Annotated in this window: 24 protein-coding genes and 1 riboswitch; of the genes, 11 read left to right on the forward strand and 13 right to left on the reverse strand. The window is 65.1% G+C overall.

Going from position 1 to position 24,879, the window contains the following annotated elements; all coding sequences use genetic code 11:
* Window positions 1-4: 4 nt before the first annotated feature.
* From ACFVYC_RS02060 to ACFVYC_RS02085, 6 genes are all read right to left on the reverse strand, one after another.
* Entirely contained in the window at window positions 5-763 is a 759-nt protein-coding gene (locus tag ACFVYC_RS02060) for a class I SAM-dependent methyltransferase (RefSeq protein ID WP_387546007.1), read from the reverse strand.
* 55 nt (window positions 764-818) lie between these two features.
* Window positions 819-2,258, reverse strand: coding sequence for an aminotransferase class V-fold PLP-dependent enzyme (locus tag ACFVYC_RS02065; RefSeq protein WP_387546009.1), 1,440 nt, complete (start codon window positions 2,256-2,258; stop codon window positions 819-821).
* Window positions 2,259-2,294: 36 nt separating this feature from the next.
* Window positions 2,295-2,408, reverse strand: a riboswitch (SAM riboswitch).
* Between the two features lie 158 nt (window positions 2,409-2,566).
* Window positions 2,567-3,379 (reverse strand): histidinol-phosphatase, encoded by an 813-nt coding sequence (gene hisN, locus ACFVYC_RS02070; RefSeq protein WP_387546011.1) that lies wholly within the window; start codon window positions 3,377-3,379, stop codon window positions 2,567-2,569.
* Window positions 3,380-3,427: 48 nt separating this feature from the next.
* A complete protein-coding gene (locus ACFVYC_RS02075) occupies window positions 3,428-4,543 on the reverse strand; it encodes a ribosome small subunit-dependent GTPase A (RefSeq protein ID WP_387546014.1) in 1,116 nt (371 codons plus the stop codon).
* Window positions 4,527-5,915 carry a 3-phosphoshikimate 1-carboxyvinyltransferase gene (aroA, locus tag ACFVYC_RS02080; RefSeq protein WP_387546017.1) on the reverse strand — a complete coding sequence of 463 codons (1,389 nt, stop codon included), beginning with the start codon at window positions 5,913-5,915 and terminating at the stop codon, window positions 4,527-4,529. The genes ACFVYC_RS02075 and aroA overlap by 17 nt, the downstream gene beginning before the upstream one ends.
* A gap of 7 nt (window positions 5,916-5,922) precedes the next feature.
* Window positions 5,923-6,471, reverse strand: a complete 549-nt coding sequence (locus ACFVYC_RS02085) for a DoxX family protein (protein WP_387546020.1) — start codon at window positions 6,469-6,471, stop codon at window positions 5,923-5,925.
* 281 nt (window positions 6,472-6,752) lie between these two features.
* Here ACFVYC_RS02085 and ACFVYC_RS02090 point away from each other — a divergent pair, with 281 nt between their 5' ends.
* Both ACFVYC_RS02090 and rsrA read left to right on the forward strand, forming a co-directional pair.
* Window positions 6,753-7,523 (forward strand): sigma-70 family RNA polymerase sigma factor, encoded by a 771-nt coding sequence (locus tag ACFVYC_RS02090; protein WP_387546022.1) that lies wholly within the window; start codon window positions 6,753-6,755, stop codon window positions 7,521-7,523.
* A complete protein-coding gene (gene rsrA, locus ACFVYC_RS02095; protein WP_091415642.1) occupies window positions 7,520-7,780 on the forward strand; it encodes a mycothiol system anti-sigma-R factor in 261 nt (86 codons plus the stop codon). The genes ACFVYC_RS02090 and rsrA overlap by 4 nt, the downstream gene beginning before the upstream one ends.
* A gap of 117 nt (window positions 7,781-7,897) precedes the next feature.
* On the opposite strand, the gene ACFVYC_RS02100 is transcribed toward rsrA, so the two are convergent.
* The 5 genes from ACFVYC_RS02100 to ACFVYC_RS02120 form a co-directional block, all read right to left on the reverse strand.
* On the reverse strand, window positions 7,898-7,972 hold the full coding sequence (locus ACFVYC_RS02100; RefSeq protein WP_369299106.1) for a 50S ribosomal protein bL37: 75 nt from the start codon (window positions 7,970-7,972) through the stop codon (window positions 7,898-7,900).
* 124 nt (window positions 7,973-8,096) lie between these two features.
* A complete protein-coding gene (locus tag ACFVYC_RS02105) occupies window positions 8,097-8,714 on the reverse strand; it encodes a PadR family transcriptional regulator (protein ID WP_387546026.1) in 618 nt (205 codons plus the stop codon).
* Window positions 8,714-9,541 (reverse strand): DUF4097 domain-containing protein, encoded by an 828-nt coding sequence (locus ACFVYC_RS02110; protein ID WP_387546028.1) that lies wholly within the window; start codon window positions 9,539-9,541, stop codon window positions 8,714-8,716. The genes ACFVYC_RS02105 and ACFVYC_RS02110 overlap by 1 nt, the downstream gene beginning before the upstream one ends.
* Window positions 9,542-9,624: 83 nt before the next feature.
* Window positions 9,625-10,224 (reverse strand): GDSL-type esterase/lipase family protein, encoded by a 600-nt coding sequence (locus ACFVYC_RS02115; RefSeq protein ID WP_387546031.1) that lies wholly within the window; start codon window positions 10,222-10,224, stop codon window positions 9,625-9,627.
* Window positions 10,225-10,365: 141 nt separating this feature from the next.
* Window positions 10,366-14,181, reverse strand: coding sequence for a multifunctional oxoglutarate decarboxylase/oxoglutarate dehydrogenase thiamine pyrophosphate-binding subunit/dihydrolipoyllysine-residue succinyltransferase subunit (locus ACFVYC_RS02120; protein WP_387546034.1), 3,816 nt, complete (start codon window positions 14,179-14,181; stop codon window positions 10,366-10,368).
* 537 nt (window positions 14,182-14,718) lie between these two features.
* On the opposite strand from ACFVYC_RS02120, the gene ACFVYC_RS02125 reads away from it, so the two are divergent.
* The 5 genes from ACFVYC_RS02125 to ACFVYC_RS02145 all read left to right on the forward strand — a co-directional run bounded on the left by ACFVYC_RS02125 (window position 14,719) and on the right by ACFVYC_RS02145 (window position 19,918).
* The gene (locus tag ACFVYC_RS02125; protein ID WP_387546036.1) at window positions 14,719-16,056 is read left to right on the forward strand and encodes a hemolysin family protein; all 1,338 of its coding nucleotides are present in this window, start codon (window positions 14,719-14,721) and stop codon (window positions 16,054-16,056) included.
* Window positions 16,053-17,123, forward strand: coding sequence for a hemolysin family protein (locus ACFVYC_RS02130; protein ID WP_387546038.1), 1,071 nt, complete (start codon window positions 16,053-16,055; stop codon window positions 17,121-17,123). Before ACFVYC_RS02125 ends, ACFVYC_RS02130 begins: the two co-directional genes overlap by 4 nt.
* A 121-nt stretch (window positions 17,124-17,244) precedes the next feature.
* On the forward strand, window positions 17,245-18,231 hold the full coding sequence (locus ACFVYC_RS02135) for a metal ABC transporter solute-binding protein, Zn/Mn family (protein ID WP_387546040.1): 987 nt from the start codon (window positions 17,245-17,247) through the stop codon (window positions 18,229-18,231).
* Window positions 18,228-19,043, forward strand: a complete 816-nt coding sequence (locus ACFVYC_RS02140) for a metal ABC transporter ATP-binding protein (RefSeq protein ID WP_387546043.1) — start codon at window positions 18,228-18,230, stop codon at window positions 19,041-19,043. Before ACFVYC_RS02135 ends, ACFVYC_RS02140 begins: the two co-directional genes overlap by 4 nt.
* Window positions 19,043-19,918, forward strand: coding sequence for a metal ABC transporter permease (locus ACFVYC_RS02145; protein WP_387546045.1), 876 nt, complete (start codon window positions 19,043-19,045; stop codon window positions 19,916-19,918). The genes ACFVYC_RS02140 and ACFVYC_RS02145 overlap by 1 nt, the downstream gene beginning before the upstream one ends.
* An 11-nt stretch (window positions 19,919-19,929) precedes the next feature.
* Here ACFVYC_RS02145 and ACFVYC_RS02150 read toward each other — a convergent pair whose 3' ends face one another.
* Window positions 19,930-20,448, reverse strand: a complete 519-nt coding sequence (locus ACFVYC_RS02150) for a Fur family transcriptional regulator (RefSeq protein WP_387547095.1) — start codon at window positions 20,446-20,448, stop codon at window positions 19,930-19,932.
* A 95-nt stretch (window positions 20,449-20,543) separates the two neighbouring features.
* Here ACFVYC_RS02150 and ACFVYC_RS02155 point away from each other — a divergent pair, with 95 nt between their 5' ends.
* Window positions 20,544-21,200 (forward strand): MBL fold metallo-hydrolase, encoded by a 657-nt coding sequence (locus ACFVYC_RS02155; RefSeq protein ID WP_387546047.1) that lies wholly within the window; start codon window positions 20,544-20,546, stop codon window positions 21,198-21,200.
* On the opposite strand, the gene ACFVYC_RS02160 is transcribed toward ACFVYC_RS02155, so the two are convergent.
* Window positions 21,197-22,288, reverse strand: a complete 1,092-nt coding sequence (locus ACFVYC_RS02160) for a PLP-dependent cysteine synthase family protein (RefSeq protein WP_387546049.1) — start codon at window positions 22,286-22,288, stop codon at window positions 21,197-21,199. The two genes, ACFVYC_RS02155 and ACFVYC_RS02160, sit on opposite strands and share 4 nt — an antisense overlap.
* Window positions 22,289-22,362: 74 nt before the next feature.
* Here ACFVYC_RS02160 and ACFVYC_RS02165 point away from each other — a divergent pair, with 74 nt between their 5' ends.
* Genes ACFVYC_RS02165 through ACFVYC_RS02175 form a run of 3 tightly spaced genes read left to right on the forward strand, consistent with a single transcriptional unit; the run spans window position 22,363 to window position 24,872 of the window.
* Window positions 22,363-23,265, forward strand: a complete 903-nt coding sequence (locus ACFVYC_RS02165) for a sulfurtransferase (RefSeq protein WP_387546052.1) — start codon at window positions 22,363-22,365, stop codon at window positions 23,263-23,265.
* A gap of 9 nt (window positions 23,266-23,274) precedes the next feature.
* Window positions 23,275-24,450, forward strand: coding sequence for an NAD(P)-dependent alcohol dehydrogenase (locus ACFVYC_RS02170; protein ID WP_387546054.1), 1,176 nt, complete (start codon window positions 23,275-23,277; stop codon window positions 24,448-24,450).
* Window positions 24,447-24,872 carry an HIT family protein gene (locus tag ACFVYC_RS02175; protein WP_387546057.1) on the forward strand — a complete coding sequence of 142 codons (426 nt, stop codon included), beginning with the start codon at window positions 24,447-24,449 and terminating at the stop codon, window positions 24,870-24,872. Before ACFVYC_RS02170 ends, ACFVYC_RS02175 begins: the two co-directional genes overlap by 4 nt.
* The last annotated feature ends 7 nt before the right edge of the window (window positions 24,873-24,879 follow it).

Consider the following 24,879-nt stretch of genomic DNA (forward strand, 5'->3'; position numbering starts at 1 on the left):
GGCGTCATGCCTTGAAGGCCCGCCACGCAAGCGTTAGATAGGGCAGCTCCAGCTCTTCGTCAAGGCTGTGGCCCAGGTGTTCGTGAAGGTACCAGTCCAAGTTGGCGAGCACTTTGGCGCGGGTGGTTTCACCCGCCCGCAGATAGTAGCTCCGGGACTTGGTGAGCTCCACCAGGTCGGTGGTGGTGACGCGGTCCTGCCAGTGGGCGACGTGGCCCTCGAGCCCCCGGAACTCCGGCCCCACGACTGGCCGGAAGTCCGGCTTGTACACGTCCCCGGCGTGCATGATCCGTGAAAGCCTGTGGACCCACGGAACCGATGTATCCAGCTGGTTCCAGATCAGGCCCAGCGTGCCGTTCGGCCGCAGTACGCGCGCCAGTTCCGTGCTTGCTTCCAGTGCGTCGCACCAATGCCAGGCCTGGGCAACGCTGACGACGTCGAAGGCCGCCGTGGGCAGGCCCGTCGCCTCGGCATTGGCTTGGACCGCCGTGGCCCCGGGATAGTGCGCCCGTAACTGTTCGAGCATGTCAGCAGAGGGATCCAACGCAGTGACGGACAGGCCCAGGTCCAGCAGCAGTGCGGTGAACTTGCCGGTGCCGGCTCCGGCGTCGAGGGCATCGGCGGCGCCCGGGGGAACCAGCCATTGGGCTGTTTCTTTTGGATAGCCCGGGCGGACCCGCTGGTAGTGCCGGCCGCCGTCCTGGAAGCTCTGGCCGAGCTCCCGGCGCCGTCCATGATCAAGCTTGGGGCCACCCCGTACCACGCGTGGCCTCCTTCGTCTGATGCCCTTGGGTATCCTTCGAATTTACCGCAAGTGTTCAGTCATCGATGCAGGGGGCAGCGCCGGCGGTTCCGGGAGTGTTGGGTGCCCAGTGCGGGTAGGTCCGCGTGTCGTTGGCGGGAACCCAGCGTCCTGCGTCCACGACGTAGTCCCACCCCAGGCCATCGCGGCGCAGCGACTCTATGCCGGCAAGGAGCCGTTCTGCATCCTCGAGGCGCGAGCCGACGCCGAAGCTGGCACGGAGGGAACCGGAGGGAAGCCCGAGCCGCTTCAGCAGCGGGTGGGCGCAGAAGCGGCCGTCGCGGAGGCCAACACCGTGCTCAGCGGAAAGGTAAGCCGCCACCAGCCCGGCGTCGTAGCCTTCCACCGAGAAGTTGACCACGCCGATGGTGTCCGTGTCCGGGTTGGTGTCCTTGAAGATCTGGTGGACGGTCACGCCGTCGATCTTCTGCAGGCCCTCGACGAGGAAGGAACGGATGGCGGATTCGTGGGCGTGCCACTGGTCCTGGTTAAGCCCGGCAATCACCTGGGTGGCGCGTGCCAGGGTAGCTGCGCCAAGCACGTTCGGTGAGCCCCCCTCGTGGCGGGCCGGGCCGGTGGCCCAGCTGACGTCGTCGAGCCTTGCTTCCTTGACGGCACCGCCGCCGGCGAGGTGCGGGGTCCCGGCGTCGAGCCAGTCCGGGCGGCCCACCAGCACGCCGGCACCAAACGGGGCGTAGAGCTTGTGGCCGGAGAAGGCGAGGTAGTCCACGCCATCCGCGGCGATGTTGACGCGGCGGTGCGGCGCCAGCTGGGCGGCGTCCACCACAATCCGTGCACCGTGTTCGTGGGCGAGCTCGGCCAGGGCGCGGATGGGGAGGATCTCACCGGTGACGTTTGAGGCGCCGGTGACAGCGAGCAGGCTCACACCGCCCTGCTGCAGTTCAGCGCGGACGGATGCGATGGTGCCCGTGATGGTGTCAGCGGCAACGATGCTGCGGTGTGGGACGCCCTGCCAGGGCAGCAGGTTCGCGTGGTGTTCGATGTCCAGGTACAGCACGTCGCCGTCGGGCCGGCCGTCCGTTGCGGGCAGGCAGCCCGCCAGCAGGTTGAGCGAATCGGTGGTGTTCCGGGTGAAAATCACCGAATCGTCCGGGCGGCCGCCCACGAACTCGCGGACGATGTTGCGCGCATTTTCGTACACGGAGGTGCTGATCTGGGATGCGTAGCCGGCGCCGCGGTGGACGCTGGCGTAGAACGGCAGGATCTCATTGAGGTAGGCCGAAACCACCGAGAGAGCCGGAGCGGAGGCGCCGTAGTCGAGGTTGGCGTACCGGACGTGGTCGCCGGAAATCAGCGGTGCCTGGATTTCAGCGCCGGTGACGGCTGAGAGCGGCCGGCCGGCGACGGCCCGGCGGGCATCAAAGAGGGCAGCGCCATCAGGCTGGACGGTTTCAGGCTGGAGAGCGGCGTTGGGGGAGACGGTGGCAGTAGTCACGGCAGACCTCACTTCGAAAGGACCCCCTGTACCGGGAATCCGCGCTTGCCGCATCCGTTCCGGACCGGCCTGGTCGTCACCCGGGGCACCCCACCGCGGTTGGAGGGTTGCCGGCCAGCAAACCGGGGTTTCGCGCTGGCACTCGTGACCTGGTTAAGAGCGTAGGACATGGGGCAGGAAGGTTTGAAGCCGGCCCGATTGTTAAGCGGTTTGTTACGCGTCCGCTGAAAAGGGCTGCTTTCACCGAAGATACGACGGCGGGCGCCTCCTTTGGGAGGCACCCGCCGCTGATTGTTCGGTGTAGGGACTTAGAGAAGATCATCCAGGTCCGGGTTCAGCCGCCGAAGAACCTCAGAGTGCAGGATGGAATTCGTGGCCAGGGCGTTGCCGCCGAATGGGCCATCCTCCCCCTCCAGGGAGGTGAAGCGGCCGCCCGCTTCAACCACGATCGGCACGAGAGCGGCCATGTCGTACAGGTTGAGTTCGGGTTCGCAGGCGATGTCCACAGAGCCCTCTGCCACCATGCAGTAGGACCAGAAATCGCCGTACGCGCGGGTCCGCCACACGTCCTCGGTGAGGCCCAGGAAGTTGTCCAGGTTCCCGCGTTCCTTCCAGCCGCCCAGGCTGGAGTAGGACAGCGAAGCGTCGGACAGGTTGGCGACATTTGAGACGCGCAGCCGGGTGGCAGCGGCGAGCGAGCGTCCCATGTAGGCGCCCATTCCCTTAGCCGCCCACCACCGCTTGCCGAGGGCCGGCGCGCTCACCACGCCAACAACGGGTTCGCCTTCATCCACCAGCGCGATCAGGGTGGCCCAGACGGGGACGCCGCGGACGAAATTCTTGGTGCCGTCAATGGGATCGATGATCCAGCGGCGGGACCCGTGGCCGGTGCTCCCGAACTCTTCCCCGAGCACGGCGTCACGCGGACGGGAACGCGACAACTGGCCGCGGATGGCCTCTTCCGCGGCCTTGTCCGCGTCGGTGACCGGTGTGAGGTCAGGCTTGGTCTCCACCTTGAGGTCCTGGGCTTTGAAGCGGCTCATGGTCTGGTCATCAACAGAATCTGCCAGCACGTGGGCCAGGCGCAGGTCATCGTTGTAGCTTGAAGCGGGTTGGATCATGGTTCCAAACTACCGTCTGCGCGCTGATCTGCTGGGAGATCGGCACCGTCAGTTGACGCTGCCCAGTTCCTTGGCCTCCTGGGCCTCCAGGCGGGGGTCGGTGCCCAGCAGGCGCCGCAGGGAGGCCAGCCGTGCTTCTCCGGTGGCGCCGGCATGGCCGCCGCCAACCCAGGCGTCCAGTCCGCAGTTCACCGCGGTGGCGGTGTGCTTGCAGCCGCGTTCGCAGTCCTCGATGCCGGGGGAGAGGTCGGGGAAGGAGCGCAGGATCCGGTCCGGGTCCACGTGGGCCAGGCCGAAGGAGCGGATGCCCGGAGTGTCGATGATCCAACTGCCCGCCGGGGCCTCGGTCAGCCTCAATGCCAGCGCAGACGACGACGTGTGGCGCCCCCGCCCTGTCACGGCGTTGACCCCGCCGGTGGCGCGTTCCGCTCCGGTCAGCGCGTTCACCATGGTGGATTTGCCCACGCCCGAGTGGCCGAGCATCACAGTTACTTTTCCGTCCAGGTGATCACGCAACTCCGCGACGGCCGTGCTGTCCAGCCGTGCGGAGAGTCCGTCATCGGAGCGGGCATCGATGCCTGAAGCGCTGGAATCGGCAGTGCGGCTGATGATCACTGGAAAGTCCAGGTGCGTGTAGTTGGACAGCAGGTCCGCCGGATCCTTGACGTCGGCCTTGGTGACCAGGAGGATCGGCTCGATTCCGGCGTCGTAGGCTGCCACCAGGGCGCGGTCAATGAAGCCGGTACGCGGCTCGGGATTGGCGGCAGCCACCACAATCACCAGCTGGTCCGCGTTGGCCACCACAGCCCTCTCCACCGGATCCGTATCATCTGCGCTGCGGCGCAGCAGCGTCCGGCGGTCCTGGATCCTGACCAGCCGTGCCAGGGTATCCGGTTCACCGGAGACATCGCCCACAAGGGAGACGAAATCTCCGGCCACCACCGGGTTGCGGCGAAGTTCGCGTGCCCTTGCGGCGATGACCACACGTTCGTTGCCGGAGTCCTCGCCCACCACTGCCGTGTACCTGCCGCGGTCAACGGTGATGATGCGTCCGGTCACGGCGTCGTCGTGGCTGGGCCGGTCCTTGGTGCGGGGGCGGGAGCCCTTTTTGCTGGGCCGGATGCGGACATCCGATTCGTCCCAGGAATCAGTGCTCCGCGCCACCGCTGGACCCCTCCACGCCGGCATGGGCGGGGCCGGCCTGGGCCAGCATGTCTGCCCACAGTTGGGGAAAGTCCGGCATGGTTTTTGCGGTGGTGGCGATGTCCTCCACCTGCACCCCCTCCACTGCCAGGCCAAGAATGGCGCCGGCGGTGGCCATGCGGTGGTCGGCGTAACTGCGGACGACGCCGGCATGCAGCTTGGCCGGCCGAATCACCAGCCCGTCGCTGGTCTCCTCGGCATCACCGCCAAGGCGGTTGATCTCGGCGACCAGGGCAGCGAGCCTGTCAGTCTCGTGGCCGCGCAGGTGCGCAATGCCGCTGAGCCGGGAGGGTCCGCTGGCCAAAGCACACAGCGCGGCGACCGTGGGGGCGAGCTCGCTGGTGTCCGCGAAATCGGCGCCCTTGATTTCCGGACCGCCCGTTACCGTCAGGACGCCGTCAATGAGGGTGACCTCCGCGCCCATGCTGGCAAGGATGGTCCGCCATAGATCTCCTACCTGCTGCGTCTCTTCGGGCCAACCGGGAATCCGGACCGTTCCACCGGACGCCAGGGCAGCGGCAAGGAAGGGCCCGGCGTTGGACAGGTCCTGCTCAATCCGCTGGTCGAACGCGCGGATGGGTCCCGGGGCAACAACCCAGTGGTTGGGAACCGAATCGTCAACAACCACACCGGCTCCGCGCAGGACGGCCACCGTCATGTTGATGTGGTCCAGGCTTGGCACCGGCTTTCCGACGTGCTCAAGATGCAGGCCTTCGCTGAACCGTGCCCCCACAAGGAGGAGTGCTGAGACGAACTGTGAGGAGGCGCTGGCATCGATCACCAGGTGGCCGCCACGCACCTCTCCGGTACCTTCCACAACAAACGGCAACGACGCCGGCGCGCTGCCGTCTTCGGCGTTGACCGCCACCCCCAGCGCCTTGAGGGCTTCGATGATCGTTCCCATCGGCCGCTTCCGGGCGTGGGGGTCGCCGTCGAAAACGCTCGTGCCGTTGCGCAGCGCCGCCAGCGGCGGAACGAACCGCATCACCGTTCCAGCCAGGCCGCAGTCGATCCTGGTGGAGGACGCCGCCGCACCCGCCGCGGGCGGGATAACTTCCAGGTCCGGACCAAACACGCCGTCCCCCGGCACCTCCGTGATGGTGGCACCGAGCTGGCGGAGCGCATCGATCATCAACGCCGAATCCCTGGAATGCAGTGGCGCACGCAGGCGCGACGGGCCATCGGCCAGCGCCGCGAGCACCAGATACCGGTTGGTCAGCGATTTGGAACCGGGCACCGTAACGGTGGCATCGACAGGGCGGGACGCGAAGGGTGCGGGCCAGGAGGGGAGGGACGTTCCGGAGTTGTCCTGTGTGGCGGCTGCTGAGGTCATGTGCTGCTTATGCCCCCGTGGCCTGTTCGACGGCGCGGCGCACGGCTTTGTCGGCTTTGTGCAGCTTCTTGTTGGTGGTCTTTTTGGCATCTGCGGCGAGGTGCGCGGCACCCTTCCTGGCGTCGGCGGCCAGGTGCTCGGCACGCCAGGCGAGTCCCGGTTTGCCGGCCGTGTCCACGGAAGCAAGCAACGCACCACCGCTCAGGGACAGGTTCTTCAACAGCTGGTTGCGGCGGTTTCCGCGCCCTTCCTTGCTGCTGATGTCCGCACTGCGCCATTCAACGAAGGTGTTGAGAAGGGAGATGACGGTCAGCAGGGTGGCTGAAAGCCGCGAAAATTTCCCAAGCCCAAAAAGGACGCCCGCGCCCACCTGGGTACCGCCAATAACGCGTGCCAGCGTCTTCTCGTCAGTACGGAACGGCAGCGCTGCCGTGGCCTTGCTCAGCAGCGGCGACAACTGTTGCGCGGTGTCATCGGCGTTCTTGAGCTTATCCATTCCGGCGAGGACAAAACTGGAAGCCAGCATGGGCCGTGCGAGTGTGCGGACAAAGGACATGGATTTCCTCCTGGATGGACGAACCGCGTCGGGTGCGGCGAAGTCCGTTCTAGTCTTGCACTTTTGGGGAATATTTGCCCAAGGGCAGGGGTTATGGATGCTGGGTCCGCGAGAGTCGGGCCCACAAGACAAAGCACCGGACAACAGAGCGGAGTTGGCCCTTGAGGCGGGTGTTGGACGGAATTGATGCGGCAGGCCCGGTGGCCATGGATTTGCTGGGGGCCGAACCCCCCGGGTACGGGTCGCCGCGTGCCCGGAGCCTGACAGTAGACTTGAACGCAATGAGCACCTTGGATCCGGCCGTTTCGGCCATGTATGAGGCTTCCCAGAGCGAAGCCAAAAGCAGCGCTGGCGCACGGCCCGGGCTTGCAGGGCAAACAGCAGAATCACAGCAGCCTGACGCGGAAAGCGCCGAAGGCGTGGTTAACGTTTCCACGGAATCCGCCGAGGAGCGCCGCGCCCGGTTCGAGCGTGATGCGATGCAGTATGTCGACCAGCTCTATTCCGCCGCCATGCGCATGGCCAGGAACCCTGCCGACGCCGAGGATCTCGTCCAGGAGGCCTATACCAAGGCTTTTTCCGCGTTTCACCAGTACAAGCCGGGAACCAACCTCAAGGCCTGGCTGTACCGCATTCTGACGAACACCTATATCAATCTGTACCGTAAACGGCAGCGCGAGCCGCTTCAGTCCAACTCGGACACCATCGAGGACTGGCAGCTGGCGCGGGCCGAGTCACACACCTCCAGCGGACTGCGGTCCGCCGAGGCGGAGGCGCTGGATCACCTTCCGGATTCAGACGTCAAACGCGCGCTCCAGGACATTCCCGAAGAGTTCCGCCTTGCGGTGTACTTCGCGGACGTCGAAGGCTTCGCGTACAAGGAGATTTCAGACATCATGAACACGCCCATCGGCACTGTGATGTCCCGGCTCCACCGCGGCCGGAGAATGTTGCGGGACATGCTCGCGGAGTATGCCGCCGAGCGCGGATTCAAAACGGCCGCACCTCACCAGGACGCGGCGGGAAGCACACAACAGGAGAACAGGAAATGAGCGATTGCCAGGGATTGGGCGACTGCGACGACACCCGGATGCAACGCATCTATGAGTATCTGGACGGCGCCTTAACCCGTGAGGACATCACGGAAATCAAGACCCACCTTGATGAATGCCCGGAATGCACGGAGCAGTACGACCTTGAATGCGTGATCCGCAACATGGTCAAGCGCTCCTGCACCGAAGCTGCTCCCGACAACCTGAAGAACGCCATCCTGGACCGAATCCATTCGATCCGGCCGGTGGACGCCTAGGTCAGCTGTCCCGCAGCCAGGCCACGGCCGTGACTCCTCATCCTGAACACAAAGGACCCCGAAAGCCGAGTGGCTTCCGGGGTCCTTTGCTTTGAACCGTAGTACCTGGCATTTTGCCTAGGTGTTGGGGCGCTTCCCGTGGTTCGCGCCGCCACGCTTACGGTCACGACGCTTGCGTGCACGCTTGCTCATAGCTGGCCTCCTTACTGTTGGTACTCAAAAGAGCTGCCCTCAAGTCTCCCACATGATGTGGCGGCCCGCGAACCGGCAACCGCCCTGTGACCTGCGGTTCAATCCGGACCCTTAGGTGGAGGAGTTATTTGTCGGCGAGGGAGTTGCGGACGGCGATGCTGGCCTGTTCCAGAACCGTCCGGAGGGTTTCCAAAGCCACTGGACTCAGTGGCTGCCTGCCCGCCTGCACACGCAACTCGGCTCGGAGATCGTCCCGGAACTCCTGGAGCATCGTTTCAGCTTCTTTCAGTGAACGCCGGCCCTCGTGCACGGACCTGCCGCCGGCGGCGGTGAAATCAACCGAACCGGCCGCGGCCCGCGCCGCCTCCGCTGTCGCAGCAAGGTCAGCCCGCAGCCCGCGCATGTTGTTCCGGATGTCCGCACGGAGGTTGTCAGCCAACCGCCGGACGGAAGCGGAAATCTCCTTCTCCACCCCCGCCAGTTCTTCGCGGCGCAGGTTCAGCTCCGCCAGCCCGGCAGGTGTAATGCGGTAGTTGGTGCGCCGCCCTGCCGATTCCGTGGCCACCAGCCCTTCTTCCTCGAGCTTCCCCAGCCGCGGGTAGATGGTCCCCGCGCTGGGGGAGTAGGTGCCGCCAAACCGTTCCTTGAGCGCCTTGATGAGTTCATAGCCATGCTTCGGCCCGGACTCCAGCAGGGACAGTAGGTAGAGCCGCAGGGCGCCGTGGGCGAAGACGGCGGGCATCAGGGCCGTTCTTCCGCGTTCCCGGACACTACGCTGTGGATGATGGACGTTGTGCCTGAGACCGAGTTGGTCCTGACGAGCATCAGTTTGGCGTCAGGGCCGGCGATCGTCTCCACCTTGCCACCGGGTACATGGTACTGATGGTGGTCGATCACCACCGATCCGCTGGCAGATTTCGCAACGATGTCCACGCCGACGTCATGGGGGATCCGGATGGTGAGGTCTCCGGACACAGAATTGGCACCGAAATCCTGGGTGTAGCCCAGCAGGTCAAAACTCATGCTTCCGCTGACGGTGTTAGCGCGGATATGGCTGAAGTTGCCGGATGCTGTCACCTCGCCCGAAACAGTCTTTGCAGTGAGGACGCCGTTGTGGTTTCGGGCGCTTACCTCGCCGCTGACCGTGTTGACGTGCAGTTCGCCGTCCGTGGCGTCGGACATCACGGAACCGGAAACAGTGTTCAGACGCGTCCGGCCGGCCATCCCTGATACAAGGCCGTCGCCGCTGACCGTTCCGGCCTCCACTTCAACCGTGGCGGGAACCGCGATGCTGATGACGGCATAGTTCTCGCTGTTGTGGTTAACCGTCCCCATGAGGTTCTTGAACCAGCCCTGCGGTCCGTGCAGCTGGTGCCGGACCTCAAGCCGGCCGTCTTCCAGTGAAACAGCCACAGGGTCGCCCTGGACTTCGGAAATTTCTATTCGGGTGACCGGCTCGTGATGCGCAACCACGTCGAAGCGGCCGCGCACCATGCCAAGTTTCAGGGACGTCACGGAGTGGACGTCGATGGTTTGCGCGTTCGTGACATCCCAGTTATGAGCAGCCATTGGTCCTCCAAGACGATATATCGCGTGATGGCACCAACGTACCCCTGGTACACACGGGGGTCAAGATATATCGCGAATTGGGCTTACTCCGGGACGGCCATCCCCAGCCACTGGAACCAGCCGCGGTGCAGGACCAGCCAGGCCATCAGCCCGTACCCGGCCTGCCCCGGCGTGCCGCCGTTTCCGGCCAGGTCCTGGCGCCACTGTTCATGGTTGAGAAGGGGCGAAAACGTATCCACGTAGAGATGCTTGCGGCGCGTGGTGACATCAGCGAAGGCGGTATTCAGCTCGTCGAGCCGGCGGTTCTGTGCAGGGTCCAGGGTGGGCGGCGGCCCCACCACAAAGACCCCCAGGCGGTTCTGGGACGCCGAATCCAGGATATTGGCCAGGTTGAGCCGGCTGCGGGCGGTGGAAAGCCCGAACTCGATATCGCGGCCCGAGAGGCCTATCACCAGCCGGTTCTCGGCCTGGTCGCTGAAGCGCCGGCCGGCTTCGTCCATCCAGCGGGCAGCCAGGCCTTCGGTTCCTTCCTGCGGACAGGGCAGGGCGTAGCTCTCCAGAAGCATGCCGTCCTGGGGAGTGCGGGCCAATACGCGGCCCAGCCAGCCGAGTGCCCGGGGATCACCGAGTCCGGCCAGCAGTTCATCGCCTACAGCTGCGATACGCAGCTTCCTGTCTTCCACACATTCCTCTTAACTTCGGTGCTGACCGCCCGTCGCCACCCGGACCACTTTGGGGGATCGGTCAGGCGCTGTCCATCCCATTAAACAGAACTGCCCGGCCGGAGTCTGGTATTTCGACGTCCGGCCGGGCAGCCTTACTTGTTACTTCCGCGCAAAGGCCTGCTTCAGCAGGGCATCCTGTTCCGCGGCGTGGCGTTTCATGGAGCCCGCAGCCGTGGAGGCAGAGGCCGGACGCGACACCAGTCGGACACGCCGGTCAAGGGCATCCGGCAGGTTCAGGCCAATAAACGGCCACGGTCCCTGGTTGGCAGGCTCATCCTGGGCCCAGACAACCTCGGCGTTCGGGTACTTGGCCAGCTCAGCAGCGATCTCGGCGGCAGGCAGCGGGTACAGCTGCTCCACCCGGACGATCGCCGTCGTCTTATCATCGGTCTTCTGCCGGGTGGACAGGAGATCGTAGTAGAGGCGGCCGGAGACCAGCAGGACGCGTTCGACGGCGTCCGCGGCCAGCTGCTCATGGTCGCTGATGACAGGCCGGAACGTGCCGTTGGTGAAGTCCTCCACTGAAGACGCGGCACCTTTGAGGCGCAGCAGCTGCTTGGGCGTGAAGATGATCAACGGTTTCCGCGGGCGGCTGTAGGCCTGGCGGCGCAGCAGGTGGAAGTGCGAGGCCGCGGTGGTGGGGTTGGCCACAATCATGTTCTCCTCGGCGCACATCTGCAGGAAGCGCTCGATCCTTGCCGAGGAGTGGTCCGGGCCCTGGCCCTCGTAGCCGTGCGGAAGCATCAGTACCAGCGAGGAACGCTGGCCCCACTTCTGCTCGGCGGAGGAAATGAACTCGTCAATGATGGTCTGGGCACCGTTGACGAAGTCGCCGAACTGGGCTTCCCAGAGAACGAGCGCATCGGGGCGCTCCACGGAGTAGCCGTATTCGAAGCCCATGGCCGCGTATTCGGACAGCAGCGAATCGTAGATCCACAGCTTGGCCTGGTCATCGGAAAGGTTGCCCAGAGGCAGCCATTCCTTGCCGTTGGCGCGGTCGTGGAAGACGGCGTGGCGCTGCACGAACGTGCCGCGGCGTGAGTCCTGGCCGGCCAGGCGCACGGGGACGCCTTCCATGATGAGCGAGCCAAAGGCCGCGACCTCGCCGAAGCCCCAGTCGATGCCGCCTTCGCGGGACATCTGTTCGCGCTTCTCCAGCAGCTGCCTGAGCTTCGCGTGGACGGTGAATCCCTCCGGAATCTCCAGGTGTGCCTTGCCGATCCGGGCCAGCGTATCGGCGGAGATGGCGGTGGACACGGGGGAGTTCGTGCTGGAGTCGGACTGCTGGGCGATGGGCCGCTCAATGTCGGAGACAGCTGCCGAGTCCGCGGTGATGATCGGAATCGGGGACGTCTGGGCTGCGTGGGTCTCGGCGAAGACCCGCTCCAGCCGCTCCTGGTAGTCGCGGAGCAGCTGCTCGGCTTCTTCCTCGGTGATGTCACCGCGGCCGATCAGCGACTCGGTGTAGAGCTTGCGGACTGAACGCTTTGCTTCGATCAGGTTGTACATCAGCGGCTGCGTCATCGAGGGGTCGTCGCCCTCGTTGTGCCCGCGGCGCCGGTAGCAGACCATGTCGATCACAACATCCTTGTGGAACCGCTGGCGGAACTCGTAGGCGAGCTGGCCGATGCGGACCACGGCCTCGGGATCATCACCGTTCACGTGGAACACCGGTGCCTGGATCATCTTGGCAACGTCGGTGGAGTACGTGGAGGACCGTGACGAGGATGGGGCGGTGGTGAAGCCCACCTGGTTGTTGACCACGATGTGGATGGTTCCGCCGGTGCGGTAGCCCCGGAGCTGGGACAGGTTGAGGGTTTCCGCAACCACGCCCTGGCCGGCGAAAGCGGCGTCGCCGTGGACCACGATGGGCAGGACCGGGAACGACTCGCCCTGGTCCAGGCGGTCCTGCTTGGCGCGGACGATGCCCTCGAGTACCGGGTCAACCGCTTCAAGGTGGGACGGGTTGGCGGCCAGGTAAACCTTGGTCTCCTTGCCGTTGTCGGAGGTGAACGTTCCCTCCGTGCCCAGGTGGTACTTGACGTCACCGGAACCCTGGACTGAGCGCGGATCCTGTGTGCCCTCGAACTCGCGGAACACCTGTGCGTAGGTTTTGCCTGCGATGTTGGTGAGCACGTTCAGGCGGCCACGGTGGGCCATGCCGATCGCTACTTCGTCCAGGCCGTCATCGGCGGCATCGGACATGATGGCATCCAGCAACGGAATCAGCGACTCGCCACCTTCGAGGGAGAAGCGCTTCTGGCCCACGAACTTGGTTTGCAGGAAGGTCTCAAACGCCTCAGCCGCGTTCAGCTTGGAGACGATGCGGAGCTGCTCTTCACGGCTCGGCTTGGAGTACGGGTGCTCCAGCTGGTCCTGGAACCACTTGCGTTCCTCGGGTTCCTGGATGTGCATGTACTCGATGCCGGTGGTGCGGCAGTAGGCATCGCGCAGGACGCCCAGGATGTCGCGGAATTTGAGCATCGGCCTGCCGCCGAAACCACCGGTGGGCCACTCGCGGTCCAGGTCCCACAGTGTGAGGCCGTAGGTGAGGACGTCGAGGTCCGGGTGCTTGCGCTGGACGTACTCGAGCGGATCGGTGTCCGCCATCAGGTGTCCGCGGACGCGGTAGGAGTGGATCAGCTGCTGGATCCGGGCGACCTTATTGATTTCGTCGGCCGGGTCCACCTGCTTGTCGGCACTCCACCGAACAGGCTCGTACGGAATGCGCAGGGACTCAAAGATCTCGTCGTAGAAGTTCTGCGCGCCCAGCAGGAGCTGGTGGACCAGTTTCAGGAACTCGCCGCTGCCGGCGCCCTGGATCACCCGGTGATCGTAGGTGGAGGTCAGGGTGAGGACCTTGCTGATGGCGTTCTGGGCGATGATCTTCTCGCTGGCGCCCTGGAACTCGGCAGGGTAGTCGAGTGCACCGACGCCAATGATGGCAGCCTGGCCCTTGGAAAGGCGCGGCACCGAGTGCACGGTGCCGATGCCGCCGGGGTTGGTCAGCGAGACCGTGGTGCCCTGGTGGTCATCGGCGGTCAGCTTGCCGTTGCGGGCGCGCTTGATGAGGTCCTCGTAGGTGTGCCAGAACTCGGAGAAGTTAAGGGTTTCGGCCTTCTTGATGTTCGGCACCATGAGCAGGCGGGTTCCGTCGGGCTTCGGCATATCGATGGCGATGCCGAAGTTGACGTGTGCCGGCTGGACGGCGACGGGCTTGCCATCCACTTCGTCGTAGTACACGTTCATGGAGGGGAACTGCGAGAGGGCGCGGATGACGGCGTAGCCGATGAGGTGCGTGAAGGAGACCTTGCCGCCACGGGCGCGGGCGAGGTTCGAGTTGATGACAACGCGGTTGTCGATCAGCAATTTGGCGGGAATGGCTCGGACGCTGGTGGCGGTGGGCACCTCGAGGCTGGTGACCATGTTGGTGGCAATGGCCTTCGCCGGTCCGCGGAGGACTGATACAACGTCTTCTTCGGGAGCCGTGGGTGCCTTGACGTTCTTGGGCAGCTGCGCCGGGATGGGCTGCGAGCCCGTGCCGGACTCAGGCTTCTTGGAGCCGTCGCGCGCCACTGTGGCAGGTGCCTTCTTGACGGGCGCCGGGGCCGGGGCGGCGGCAGCCGAGGCGGGCGGCGCCGACGGCGGAGCGGGAGGAGCTGCTGCCGGCGACGCTGCCGGTGCTGCGGGAGCTGTATTTACGACAGGCATTTCCCTTGTTGCAGGGTGGGCAGTGGCATGCCCCGAGTTTCCGTTGGAAGAAGAACTGCCGGCTGCGCCGAAGGATTCGAACAGCGGCCACCATTTGGAGTCCACGGCATTCTTGTCCTTCTGGTACTGCTCGTACAGTTCGTCAACGAGCCACTCGTTTCCGCCAAATTCCTCTGGTAGACGGTGGCTAGGCTGCTCTGGCACTTGAAATACGCCTCTTCCATGAGTTTGATTTCTCTCCGGCCCACGGTGCGTCAGCACTACGATTCAACCGGTCTCTGCGTCCTCTGAACCCAGACCAATGCCAGTCTAGTAAGCATCGTGTGGTAACTGCCAATAAGGGTGACCCAAATCATGAAGTGACGCGAAAAGGCCGGAATATGGCGGCCGGAAACGAATGTTGACAGCGGTTTTGGCAGTGCCGCTGCCCGGCCTCGGAGCTGTTGCGGAAGTCGCGGCCGGCCACACCGGCTCCTGTAGACTGACATTCTTATGGACAGTAAATCTAGGTGCCGGCCTGGGGGCTGTCAGCGGAGCGTCAAGAGCGCCGCGCAGTCCACCCGCAGAGCCGGCAAACCCCGAACACGCGCCCATCACCATTCGCTGGAACAGCCGGCAGGAGCTGCAAAGGAAACTGCGTCGGCATCGGCCGACCATCCTCCGCCGGACCGATATTCCCGTCCCCGCTTCCCATCTGTATCGCACTGCCACACAGCCACGGCTGTCCAGGCGGGATGCTGAATGGAATGGCTTCTCCTCGCAGCAGGTTTACTGCTGATCGCCGGGACGGGCTTTTTCGTCGCTGTCGAGTTTTCCCTTATTGCCCTTGACCAGGCCACCGTCCAGAGGGCCATCGACGACGGCGACGCCGGCGCCGTCCCCTTGCTGCGGTGCCTGAAATCCCTGTCCACCCAACTCTCCAGCTGCCAGCTGGGCATCACGCTGACAACCTTGCTGACCGGTTACGTCATGGAGCCATCGGTGGGCCGGCTCCTGGAAGCCCCGCTGGCCGCCGTCGGCCTTCCCGACGTTGTGGTGGCCTCCATCTCGCTGGTCCTGGCGATGGTCATCGCCACCCTGCTGTCGATGCTCCTGGGCGAACTGGTACCCAAGAACATGGCCATCGCCCTGTCCTTCCCGGTGGGCCGCGCCCTGGCACGTCCGCAGCTGATGTTCACCGCTGTCTTTAAACCTGCCATCGTGGTGCTCAACGGCTTTTCCAACAAGGTGCTCCACATTTTCGGGCTGGAGGCCAAGGAAGAGATCTCCGGTGCCAGGACCCCTGCTGAACTCGCGTCCCTGGTGCGACGCTCGGCGGCCATGGGCACCCTCGATGCCGGTACGGCGAACTTTGTGGCCCGCACGCTGAATTTCTCTGCGCGCACGGCGGCTGACGTCATGACGCCGCGCATCCGGGTGGAAACCATCGAAGCGGACCAGCCCGTCTCTGACATCCTCGCTGCCGCGCGCCGGACCGGGTACTCACGTTTCCCGATCATTGGTGAATCGGCGGACGACATCAGGGGTCTGGTGCATGTCAAAAAGGCCGTGGCAGTTCCCTGGGAGCGCCGGCAAAACCTTGAAGCCGGGGCCATCATGACCGAGGTGCTGCGCGTCCCGGAGACCATCCACCTTGATGCCCTGCTGGCGGAACTTCGCGAGGGCAACCTGCAACTCGCGGTCGTTTTGGATGAGTATGGCGGAACCGCGGGCATCGCTACCCTCGAAGACCTGGTCGAGGAAATCGTGGGCGAGGTGTCGGACGAGCATGACAAGGTCCGGCCAGGCCTGCTGCAGAGCGCATCCGGCGCTTGGTACTTCCCTGGACTGCTCCGCCCGGACGAACTGTCGGAACAGATTTCCGGCCTGACCGTTCCCGATGAGGCAGCCTACGAAACAGTGGGCGGCTACGTTATGAGCGAGCTCGGGCGGATCGCCATGGTGGGGGACACCGTCCCCGTTGGCGGCGGAACGCTGAGCGTCACGAGGATGGATGGCAGGCGGATCGACCGGATCTGCTTCCGGCCCGCCGAGCCCGAACCCGAGTCCGGCAACAATGACGACGGGACAGACCGATGAGCGACTGGGCCGGAATACTGTGGCTGGTTGTCCTCCTGTTCGGCAATGCGTTTTTTGTTGGTGCGGAGTTCGCGGTGATGTCAGCCCGGCGAAGCCAGATCGAGCCGCTGGCCGAGGCCGGATCCAAGCGGGCGCAAACCACCCTCCGTGCCATGGAAAATGTCTCGCTGATGCTGGCGTGTGCGCAGCTTGGCATTACTGTCTGTTCGCTCCTGATCCTGCTGGTGGCAGAGCCGGCCATCCACCACCTGCTGGCCGTGCCGCTGGAAATGCTTGGCCTGCCGATGGAAGTTGCCGATGTGGCAGCCTTCGCCGTCGCGCTGATGGTGGTGACGTTCCTGCACGTGACCTTCGGCGAGATGGTGCCGAAGAATATTTCTGTCAGCGTTGCTGACAAGGCAGCGCTCCTGCTCGCGCCGCCGCTGATGTTTGTTGCCAGGCTGGTCCACCCCGTCATCTCCGTCCTCAACTGGTCCGCGAACCACATCCTCAAGATGCTCCGCATCGAGCCCAAGGATGAGGTGAACTCCTCATTCACCCTCGAGGAGGTGCAGTCGATCGTGCAGGAGTCCACCCGGCACGGCCTGGTGGATGACGACGCCGGGCTGATCACCGGTGCGCTTGAATTTTCCGAGTACAGCGCGGCGGACATCATGGTCCCGCTGGAAAAGTTGGTCATGCTGAAGGCGGCCACAACCCCGGTGGAATTTGAGAAGGCCGTGAGCCGTACCGGGTTCTCGCGCTTTCCGATGCTCGACGACGATGACATGCTGTACGGCTACCTCCATGTGAAGGACGTCCTGTCCATTCATGAGGAGGCCTACGAGCGGCCCATCGCCGAGAGCCGGATCAGGTCCCTGGCGAACTTGGCCCTGGACGACGAAATCGAAAAGGCGATGTCGGTCATGCAGCGGACCGGTTCGCACCTGGCCCGGGTTATTGGCCCCGACGGCAATACAAAGGGCGTCCTGTTCCTGGAAGACGTGATCGAGCAACTCGTGGGCGAAATCCGGGACGCCACCCAGGCAACCGGCGTTCGCAGGCTGGGCCAGCCAAACGGCGGATGACTTCTGCGGGCCCCACCCCGTCGCAGGGCGGGGCCCGTTCCCGTATACCTAAATAGGAATCATTCCCATTTAGGTATAGGCTGGAATGGTTCTTTCCCTTCCCGTATGAACCGAGGTTTCCGTGCGCCGTCTCTCCGCTGCCCGATCATCCCTGGCAGCCCTTGCCGGGCTTGGCCTGCTGCTCACCGGGTGCAGCCCGCAGCCGGAGGCTTCGCCCGAGGTGGCTGACGGAATCAACGTGGTGGCGTCCACCAACGTCTACGGTGACATTGCCAAGACCATCGGCGGGGACAAAGTCAGCGTCACCGCCATCATCACCAAGACCAGCCAGGATCCGCATTCCTACGAGGCCACAGCCCAGGACCGGCTGGCCGTGTCCAAGGCGGACGTCGTCATCGAAAACGGCGGCGGGTACGACGATTTTGTCCACACCCTTGCGCAGGACAGCAGCATCGATGCCCGCAACGTGCTGAACGCCGTCGAACTCTCCGGCCTGGCGCACCCCGGGGAGGAAGCCTCGGGCGGGGCCACGCCTGCGGAGTCCGCGGCGAAGGAGGACCATGCACACGAGCACGGTGACCTCAACGAGCACGTCTGGTACAGCTTGACCGCCATGGGACGGCTGGCCGATGACCTGGCGGCCAGGCTAGGTGCCCTGGAGCCCGCCTCGGCGGCGGCCTTCGATGCGAACGCTGCTGCCTTCAAGGCTGAACTCGACGCACTGACCGGGGAACTCGAAGGGATGAAGGCCGGAGCGGCCGGTGCGCCCGTTGCTGTCACCGAACCGGTGCCGGTGTACCTCCTTGAAGCTGCAGGCCTGGAGAACGCCACGCCGGAGGATTACACTGCTGCGATCGAGGAAGGCTCGGACGTCCCGCCCGCCGTCCTCAAGGCGGCAACCGACCTGGTGGGCTCCAAGTCAGTGCGGTTCCTCGCCTATAACGGGCAGACCGAGGGCCCGCAGACCGAAGCGCTGAAGAAGGCCGCCGAATCGGCGGGCGTTCCGGTGGTGGATTTCAGTGAAACCCTGCCCGAGGGCAAGACCTACGTGCAGTGGATGACGGACAATGTGAACAACGTCAGCAAGGTTCTGGAGACAAATAGTTGAAACCCGTGGTCAGCCTCACCGGGGCGTCCCTCACATTCGGTAAGCGGACGCTCTGGGAGGACCTGGACCTGGAGATCAGGCCCGGTGAATTTTTTGCCGTGCTCGGGCCCAACGGCAGCGGCAAAACCAGTTTCCTGAAGGTCCTGCTGGGCCTGCAGGACCTTCACGGTGGAAAGGCCACGCTCGACGGGCACCCGGTTGAGCGCGGCAGCAGCCTGATCGGCTACATTCCGCAGCAAAAGTCCTTCGCCCGCGATACGCCCATGCGGGCCCGCGACCTGGTGGGCCTCGGGGTGGACGGCCACCGCTGGGGGCTCCGGATGTCGCCGGGCAAAGCGAACCGCAGGATCGACGAGCTCCTTGAGCTGGTGGGGGCAACGGACTACGCCAAGGTTCCGGTGGGCCAGCTCTCCGGCGGCGAGCAGCAGCGGCTCCGCGTGGCGCAAGCCCTTGCCACCGACCCCAAGGTCCTGCTGTGTGATGAACCATTGCTCTCCCTGGACCTGCACCACCAGCAGGCGGTCAGTGCACTGATCAACAAGCAATGCCATGAGCAGAACAGCGCGGTGGTGTTTGTCACCCACGAAATCAATCCCGTGATCGATTACGTGGACCGCGTGCTGTACCTGGCCGGTGGCCGGTTCAAGGTTGGCACCCCGCAGGAAGTGATGACCACCGAGGTCCTTTCGGATCTGTATGGCAGCCATGTCGAGGTCATCCACGCAAATGGCCGCATCGTGGTGGTCGGTCTGCCGGATGCCACCACCCATCATCACGCGGAGGCGCACGCTCTCGCCGGAGAGGTGGCCTGATGGACGCCGACAGTATCATCGGTGCGATCTTCAGCTTCGAGAACTACGGTGAGCTGCTGGTCCTCGTCCAGAACTCGATCTGGGCCGGAGCCGTCCTGGGGTTGCTCGGCGGGCTGGTGGGGACGTTCGTGATGAAGCGCGACCTGGCGTTCGCGGTCCACGGAATATCGGAACTGTCCTTTGCCGGCGCCGCCTTTGCCCTGCTGATCGGGGCTGACATCGTTTTTGGTTCGCTCATCGGCTCGGTGGCGGCAGCGCTGCTTCTGGGCCTGATGGGGGTGCGGGCCAGGGACAAGAATTCGATCATCGGTGTGATCATGCCTTTCGGCCTGGGCCTCGGGATCCTGTTCCTGTCGTTGTACGAGGGCCGGGCTGCGAACAAGTTCGGCCTGCTGACCGGGCAGATCGTGTCAGTTGATACCGTTCAGCTGCAGGCCTTGGCCGGGACCGCGGTGGTGGTCATGGTGGTCCTGGCGGCCATCTGGCGGCCACTGAACTTTGCCAGCGTGGATCCCGAGCTGGCCGAGGCCCGCGGTGTTCCCGTCCGGACGCTCGCCATCGCCTTTATGGTCCTGCTGGGCATCAGTGTGGCGCTTTCCATCCAGGTGGTGGGAGCCCTCCTGGTGCTCGCACTGCTGATCACGCCGGCAGCCGCAGCCCTCCGGGTGACGTCCTCTCCGGTGGCAGTGGTGGTGCTGAGCGTTGCCTTCGCCGTGACGGCAACCGTTGGCGGCATCCTGCTGGCCCTCGGCGGCCGTATCCCCATCAGCCCCTACGTCACCACGTTGTCGTTCCTGATTTATGTGGTGTGCCGCGTGATCGGATCCGTCAGGTCGTCCCGCGGCATCAACGGGCGGGTGCTGCAGGCACACTGACCCGGGGCTGGCTACAGCGTGCCGGCTGCCTTGCGCGCGGTGCAGTCAGGGCACAGCCCGAAGATTTCCACGGTGTGCGCCACTTCCGTAAAGCCGTGTTCACTGGCCGTACGGGCTGCCCACGTTTCCACGGCGGGCGCTTCCACCTCAACGGCCTTGCCGCAGTTCCGGCACAGTAGGTGATGGTGGTGGCCGGTGACTGCACAGCGGCGGTACACCGCTTCGCCGTCGCCATTGCGCAGCACGTCCACCAGGCCCTCGTCGGCAAGGGACTGGAGGATCCGGTAGGCGGTGGCGAGCGATACCGATACGCCCTGGTTCTGCAGGATGCGGTAGAGCTCCTGCGTGCTCACGAAGTCAGCCAGCTCATCCAGTGCGGCGCTGACCGCCAGCCTCTGCTTGGTGACGCGCTGTTCCTTGCCGGCAACGGGGCCGGAGGTACCGGCAGGCCCGGCAGCGGTCCGTGCGGTGCCCGCCGGGGCTGCAGCCGGACCGGGCTTGGTGGAATCAGCCTTGGCGCCGATCGGCATGGATGGACTCGCTTCCCTCAGGATGGTGGCAAACATCAAGATTACCAGCCGGAGCTTCGTGGACAGGGGCTCAGACCGGACCCTAGGCTGGCGCTATGAAGCTGACCAAATACACCCACGCCTGCGTCCGCCTTGAGAAGAACGGCCGGGTTCTGGTGCTGGACCCGGGGACCTTTTCGGAATCCGCTGAGGCGCTCGCGGGCGCCGAAGCAGTCCTGGTCACGCACGAACACGGCGACCACATCGACGTTCCCGCAGTGGTGGCGGCGCTCAAGGGCAACAGGGACCTGGCGGTTTTTGCCCCGGCGGGCGTGGCGGACAACCTGCGCCAGGAGGCCTCCGATGCCGCGGACCGCATCCACACCGTGGACCCGGTATCAGCCTTCGAAACGGCGGGCTTCGCGGTTCGCAGCTTTGGCGGGCAGCACGCCTTGATTCATCCGCAGATCCCCGTGGTGGCCAACATCGGCTTCCTGCTGGATGAAAATGTCTACCACCCCGGTGATTCGTTTGTGATTCCAGACGGCATCAGTGTCAGGACGCTGCTGGTGCCGATCCATGCGCCGTGGAGCAAGGCCGCCGAAGTGGTGGACTTCGTCATCGGTGTCCGGGCGCCACGGGCATTCCAGATCCACGACGGCCTGCTCAATGGGAATGGCCTGAAAATCGTGGAAGGCCATGTCAAGCGCCTCGGGGCCAAGTACGGCACTGAGTATCAGCACCTGGCCGCGGGGGAGTCGGTGGAAGTCTAAGCTGCCGGGCCTTCCCACCTGCCGGTATCAAAGAACCGCGTGATGACCGCTGCGTACGGCTCCGGATCCAGGCCGTGGGACGCCAGCCACCCGGGGGAGTAGTAGTTGCCCGCATACCGCTCGCCGCCGTCGCACATCAGCGACACGATGCTTCCCTTGCGGCCTGCGGCGATCATTTCCGCGATGAGCTGCCAGACGCCCCACAGGTTGGTTCCGGTGGAGGGCCCGGCGTGGAGCCCGGCGAGTGTGCGCAGGTGGCGCATGGCGGCCACCGATGCAGCGTCGGGCACTTGGATCATGTGGTCGATCACGGACGGCACAAAGCTCGGTTCCATCCTTGGCCGGCCAATGCCTTCGATCCGTGACGGCAAACCGGTAGCAGGACCTTGTGTGGCGCCGTGCCACCCCGGGTAGAAGGCTGAGTTCTCCGGATCCACCACCAGCAGCCGGGTGGGATGGCTGTTATAGCGGAGGTACCTGCCGATGGTGGCGCTGGTGCCGCCCGTCCCTGCGCCCACCACGATCCAATCCGGCACTGGATGTTCCTCCAGTGCGAGCTGGCCGAAGATGGACTCAGCGATGTTGTTGTTACCGCGCCAGTCCGTGGCCCGCTCGGCGTAGGTGAACTGGTCCATGTAGTGGCCGCCGCTGGTGGCGGCCACTTCTTCCGCCGTCGCATAGACCTCGGAGGCGTGGTCCACCAGGAGGCAGGAGCCGCCGAACTGCTCGATCAGCGCAATCTTTTCGGAGCTCGTGGTGCGGGCCATGACTGCAATGAATGGCAGTCCCAGCATCTGTGCGAAATAGGCTTCGGACACTGCGGTGCTTCCGCTGGACGCCTCAACGATGGTGGTGTCCTCCCTGATCCAGCCATTAACCAGGCCGAACAGGAACAGGGAGCGCGCCAGCCGGTGCTTGAGGCTGCCGGTGCGGTGCGTCGACTCATCCTTGAGGTAGAGCTGGACGCCCCAGTGCTCCGGAAGGGGTACCGAGTAGAGGTGGGTGTCGGCGGAGCGGGTGTTTTCTGCCGTGATTTTCCGGATGGCTTCGTCGGCCCAGTCCCTGGCCGCGGTGCGATCGATCTTCACCGCACCAAGCCTACCTGCGGCCAGAGCTGCTGCCGTTAGAGTGGGAACGTTGGCTGCCCATTCGAAGGAGCACGATGTATCCGCTGATGGATGTTTCCGAACTGGAGAAGCGCCGTGCCGGCGGCGCGCGGACGGTGCTGCTGGACGTGCGCTGGGCGCTGGGCGATCCGCATGGCCACGACCACTACCTGGCGGGGCACCTGCCGGACGCCGTGTTCGTTGACCTCGCCACCGAACTTGCGGACCCGGCGGTAGCGGAGCGGGGACGGCATCCGCTGCCGTCACCCCAGAGATTCCAGGATGCCGCAAGGCGCTGGGGCATCAACAACGGCGATGTTGTGGTGGCCTACGATGACAGCGCCAACATGGCGGCTGCCCGCGTGTGGTGGATGCTGCGGAACGCCGGCCTCCCGGAGGTTTACCTGCTCGACGGCGGCCTGGCGGCTTGGCGTGCAGCAGGCCTGCCGCTCGAACAGGGCAAGGCCCAGCCCCGTCCTGGCAGCGTAACCCTGGCAGCAGACGGGCAGATGCCGGTCCTGGAAGCAGCCGACGTAACAGCCTGGATAGAGGACGGGCGCCCCGCCGGCAGGATCCTGCTGGACGCGCGGGCCGGAGAAAGGTACCGCGGCGAGATCGAGCCCGTTGATCCCCGGGCAGGCCACATCCCCGGCGCAGTCAGCGCGCCCACCTCGGAGAACGTGGAAAGCGGCGGACGATTCCTGCCTCCCGCCGAACTGCGCCGCCGCTTCGAGTCGCTGGGCATCACCGACGACGTCCAAATCGGCGTCTACTGTGGATCCGGCGTCACGGCAGCCCACCAGGTGGCCGCCCTTGAACTCGCCGGTTACCGTGCCGCCCTGTATCCGGGGTCGTTCTCCGAGTGGTCCAACAACCCGCACCTGCCGGTGGTGACCGGACCGGAGCCCCGCGGCGACGGCGGCCCGGCTGAGTGGAAACTTGGCGACGCCCAGGGGTAGCGTCGCACTATGACTCCTGGACGCCCCGTACCGCCGCCCCTCGCAAAACCTGTCGCCCCTGACACTGCCCCCCACGGCTTGACGGCCTCCGGATCCGCTTCCGACGGCGGTCTGCTGGCTGCCGCTTACGGCGCCACGTCCCCGGACAGCGGGCTGGTCCCGCTGACACTTGCCCGGCGCGCTCCCCAGGCGGACGACGTCGAAATAGCCATTGAGTTCTGCGGCCTGTGCCATTCGGACGTCCACGCAGTCCGTGGGGAGTGGGGTGGCCACGTGTGGCCGCTGGTGCCCGGCCACGAGATCGTTGGTACTGTCAGCGCCGTCGGATCAGCAGTCACCGACTTCGCGCCGGGCGACCGGGTGGGCGTCGGCTGCATCGTGGACTCCTGCCGCGAATGTGAAAGCTGCCTGGACGGCCTTGAACAGTACTGCGAAAACGGAATGACCGGCACCTACGGTGCCGTGGACCGGCGGAACGGCGACTCGATCACGCAGGGCGGGTACTCCTCTTCGGTAGTGGTGGACCGCCGCTACGTCCTTCGCGTCCCGGACTCCCTGGATCCGGCCGCCGTCGCGCCCTTGCTGTGCGCGGGGGTTACCACCTTCTCGCCACTGCGGCACTTCGACGTCGAAGAGGGCGACGTCGTGGGTGTGGTGGGGCTTGGCGGACTTGGCCACATGGCCGTCAAACTCGCCAAGGCGATGGGAGCGAAGGTGGTGGTGTTCACCACGTCCGAGTCCAAGGTGCCGGCCGCCCTGGAACTGGGAGCCGACGAAGTGGTCCTGTCCACCGATGAAACGGCCATGGATGCGGCCAACCGCACGATCGACCTGATCATCGACACCGTGGCCGCCCCGCACGACCTGAACCCGCTGTTCAAGACCCTTCGCGTCGACGGTGCACTTTTCCAGCTTGGACTTCCGGCCGAGGCGATGCCGCCGGTGAACCCCCGGGCCCTGATCAGGCGGCGCATCGCTTACGCCGGCTCACTCATCGGCGGGATTGCCGAGACCCAGGAAATGCTCGATTTCTGCGCTGCGAACAACGTGGTGGCGGACATCGAAGTAGTCCGGGCAGACCAGCTTAATGAAGCCTACGACCGCCTGGTTGCAGGCGACGTGAAATACCGGTTTGTGCTGGACACCAGCACATTGCAGGCACCCGCCAAGGAGGCAGACGCATGAGCACACTCTTCACCAGGATCCTGAACGGCGAAATCCCCGGCCGGTTCGTGTGGCGGGAAAACGACGTAGCGGCGTTCCTCACCACCGGTCCGCTGGCGGACGGTCACACCCTGGTGGTTCCCACCGAGGAGGTGGACCGCTGGACTGATGCCCCGCCGGAGACCCTGGCCAGAGTCATGGAGGTGGCGCGGCGGATCGGAGCCGTCCAGGTGGACGTCTTTGGTGCCGCACGCGCCGGGCTGATCGTGGCCGGCTATGAAATCAACCACCTCCACGTGCACGTCTGGCCCTCCAGGAGCATGGCAGAGTTCAACTTCGCGACCGCAGACCAGAACCCCGATCCGGAAGTCCTGGACGCCAACGCCGAAAAACTGCGGCAGGGCCTGCGGGCTGCCGGGTACGGCGAGTTCGTTCCGGCCTAGGACAGTT

Source organism: Pseudarthrobacter sp. NPDC058329, from assembly GCF_042879835.1.
GTDB lineage: Bacteria > Actinomycetota > Actinomycetes > Actinomycetales > Micrococcaceae > Arthrobacter.